The following is a 3,125-nucleotide window of genomic DNA, read 5'->3' as shown; positions in this document are numbered from 1 at the left end:
CCCGATTAATTCACGGCGACCCTTCTGAGGTTGGCTTTGCGAGCCTTACTGGTAGCTTTGACGGGCTTTCAGGCATGTCTTCACCACCTCCAAGGATTCGGCTTGGCGGATGAGAGCGGCGGGTTTGCAGGTGGACGGGACAGGGCTCGGGTCAGGGGCGTGTGCGCCCCATTGATCAGGTGACGAGGCGCGGCAGACGGCCGAGAACCACGCGCAGGATCGTCTGGTCAGGACAGGCGCTCGGCAAGTGCAGCTGGATCTGGGTCTTCCGTTCAACCACCCGGGCGGCGATCTTGATCAGGCGCAGCCGCAAGGTGTCGAATTGCGCGATGCGCCAGAGCGAGCGCTTCGGCATCCTCGCCCGCAGGACCCACATCAGCCAATAGGCGCCGGCATGCAGGAACAGCCGGAATTGGTTCGCCGTCGCTCGGGAGCAGGACGTGCGGTCGGCCGCCAGGTGGGCTTTCCAGGCCTTGATGTGGTTTTCCGCCGTGCCGCGCCGACAGTAGATCCGCTCATAGAGCGTTCTGGCTTTGCCGCCAGTGAGATTGGTGACGATGAACCGCGTGTCGCTGCCCTGCGCGCCCGCTTCGACACGAGCGATGATGCGCTCGACCCGGCTCCAGCTTGCAGCACCGTCGAAGAACTCCGTGAAGCGCCGCACCTTGCCTTTCCGAGGAGCCGCGGCAAAGCGCGCCTTGGCGCTCGCCTCCAGACCCGCAACGTGCCGGCGCAGGGTCGAGGTTGAGGCCACTCCGAGGATGAAGTCAACGCCGTTGGCTCGGCACCAATCGATCACCAGCGGACCGCAGTAATGGCTGTCAGCCCGGATCAGGATGCGGGTGGTGGGCCAGTGGGTTCGGATCGCCCGGATGAGCCGGCGCAGATGAGCCCGGATCTCGCTGCCCTTGGGCCGACGGGCCGGCCGCAGCACGGCCGTGATGAAGCGGCCCTCACCGTCGAACACGACTATGGGCTGAAAGCCGTATTCGTCGTAATGGGCATTGAACAGCCGCAGCTGCTGGTCGCCGTGAACGGCATCGAAAGTGTCGTCGAGGTCGAGCACGATCTGCTTCGGCACCTGTCCGAACGAAGCGCAGTACAGATCGATCATCGTGCGTCCCATACGCAGCAGCGACCGCGCATCGGGCATATTCTCCAGGCGCGAGAGCGTCGGCTGTGAGGCGAGATGGCGATCCGATGGCAGCACGTCCTGCGCCATCTTGAAGATCGGGTCGGAGCGCAGGCTGATGGCGTCGTTGCAATCCTCATAACCGGCAGCGATCATCAACAGCCGGAAGCGGATCAGATCGGCCAGGCGATGAATGACCTGATCCTGAGAGCGTGGGTCATCGATGCACGCGGCGAGCCGCTCGGCGACACCCAAACGCTTCTCCACCTCGCGCAGGGCGAGAACTCCGGCGTCGGAGGACAGCAGGCCGCCGTCGAACCGAGCCAGTACGGTTTTGCCGGTAACAGGTGACAGGCCCGGTAGTGGAAGCGTAGAGTGGTTCATGGCGGGTGGGTTCTCCCAGAAATGACGCGGATCGGCTTCGACAACCAAATCCTAAGTCATCTCAGGGGCTTGAGCTACACCCGCCAACCCTCCATGAATTTTCCGGGCTAGCTCGCATAAATAGAGCGCATGGCCTCTATATCGCCAAGGCTATCCTCCAAGCTTCGATTGTTGCGCGCCTCATCGACATGAGTAAGGCTCACAATGGTCGCCAAGCCCATCGTGGAGGGGACCTCGCCACCCCATTCCTTTTGACTGGATATGATGTGGCGGTGGGTTTCCTGTTCTATCCCCTTCGGAAACCGGGATTTTGCTTCGGAGATCAGTGAGCGGATGATGTCCAAGACACCCTGGCCATACTTAAGCGCTTCCGCTCGCGTCGGAATCCGCCCTTGGTGAATAACCTGGTTTCGGAACTTCACGAGGCTAGCGTTTAACAACTTGGGCGGCTCACCAACGTCAAGAGTATATAACGCTATGAAGGCTCCGAGTTGTCTCTCAGAGAGATGTGCCTGCTTCCACACCTTTTCGACATTTTCCTGCGAGCATCCTCGCTGTAATTACCCAGGCCCTTGCGCGAACGGGAATTCACTGATTCCCTGGTGTGATGGGCCGCAGCGATCTTGAGCGTCTGAGCAAGGAAGAGCTGATCGAGCTGGTGCTGCGGCTGCAGCGGCCGCAGAAGACCTCGCGCACATCGTCCAAGCCGCCCGCGACCGATCGCAAGGAGCGGCGGGATCAGGCCAAACCCGGTGGCGCCAAGCCGGGCCATGAAGGTCACAGCCGGCTCATCAGCACCACGCCCGATGAGGTGGTCGAGCACCGTCCTGACCGGTGCTCCTGCTGCTCAGCCGTCCTGATGGCGGGGCTGCCGGGGGAGACGATCAGCATCCACGAGCAGATTGACCTGCCAGAGGTGGCGCCCCGCGTCACCCAGCATCGGCGCCTGGCGGTGAACTGCCCAGCCTGTGGAACGCGGGTGGTCGCGCCCGTGCCGGACGCCGCCAAGGGGACACCGTTCGGGCCCCGCGTCCATGCCATGGCAACTTATCTCAAGACCTTCCAGGCTCTGTCCTATGAGCGGCTGCAAAGCGCATTCGCCGATCTGTTTGGGCTGACCCTCAGCCAGGGCGGGCTCATGAACCTGCTGCGCCGGGCGCAGAATGCTTTCGTGGCCGAGCGCGACAAGGCCATTGCGGCGTTGCGCCAGGCCCGGGTCGTCGCTTCCGATGAGACCGGCGTCCGGATCGAAGGCTCGAATGCCTACCATTGGGTGTTTCGCTGCCCCAACGCGGTGGTCCATCACGCCTCCCCGACCCGCGGCGCCATCGTGGTCCGGACCATGATGGATGGGCACCGGCCCGAGGTCTGGTGTTCCGATCGCTATAGCGCTCAACAGGGCCACGCCGACGCCCATCAGACCTGCCTGGCCCATCTCGCTCGTGACGTCGCCTATGCCGATGAGGTGAGCGAGGATGTGCTGCCCTCCCGCCTCAAGCTGTGGCTGCACCGGGCCTTTGCCCTGGCTGACGGGATCGGGACCCTCGCCGCCTCGACCCTGGCCCGCAAGCGCCGCGCCCTGGAACGCAGTCTGGATGATATCCTGGCC

At 63.3% G+C, this 3,125-nt stretch carries 3 protein-coding genes; 1 reads left to right on the top strand and 2 read right to left on the bottom strand.

The window, feature by feature from the left end; translation table 11 throughout:
- Nucleotides 1-175: 175 nt before the first annotated feature.
- Together DDF70_RS35790 and DDF70_RS37305 are read right to left on the bottom strand one after the other, a co-directional pair.
- The gene (locus tag DDF70_RS35790) at nt 176-1,516 is read right to left on the bottom strand and encodes an IS1380 family transposase (protein ID WP_114946107.1); all 1,341 of its coding nucleotides are present in this window, start codon (nt 1,514-1,516) and stop codon (nt 176-178) included.
- Between the two features lie 107 nt (nt 1,517-1,623).
- Complete coding sequence (locus tag DDF70_RS37305) at nt 1,624-1,860, bottom strand: hypothetical protein (RefSeq protein ID WP_162820906.1); 237 nt, start codon at nt 1,858-1,860, stop codon at nt 1,624-1,626.
- A gap of 263 nt (nt 1,861-2,123) precedes the next feature.
- On the opposite strand from DDF70_RS37305, the gene tnpC reads away from it, so the two are divergent.
- Nucleotides 2,124-3,125 (top strand): IS66 family transposase (gene tnpC, locus DDF70_RS35780; RefSeq protein ID WP_114948108.1); only part of this gene is annotated, 1,002 nt, incomplete at its 3' end.

This window comes from Microvirga calopogonii, from assembly GCF_003347665.1.
Taxonomy (GTDB): Bacteria; Pseudomonadota; Alphaproteobacteria; order Rhizobiales; family Beijerinckiaceae; genus Microvirga; species Microvirga calopogonii.
The sequence above is the reverse complement of the archived record's forward strand: the minus strand, read 5'-3'. Positions and strand labels throughout refer to the sequence as shown.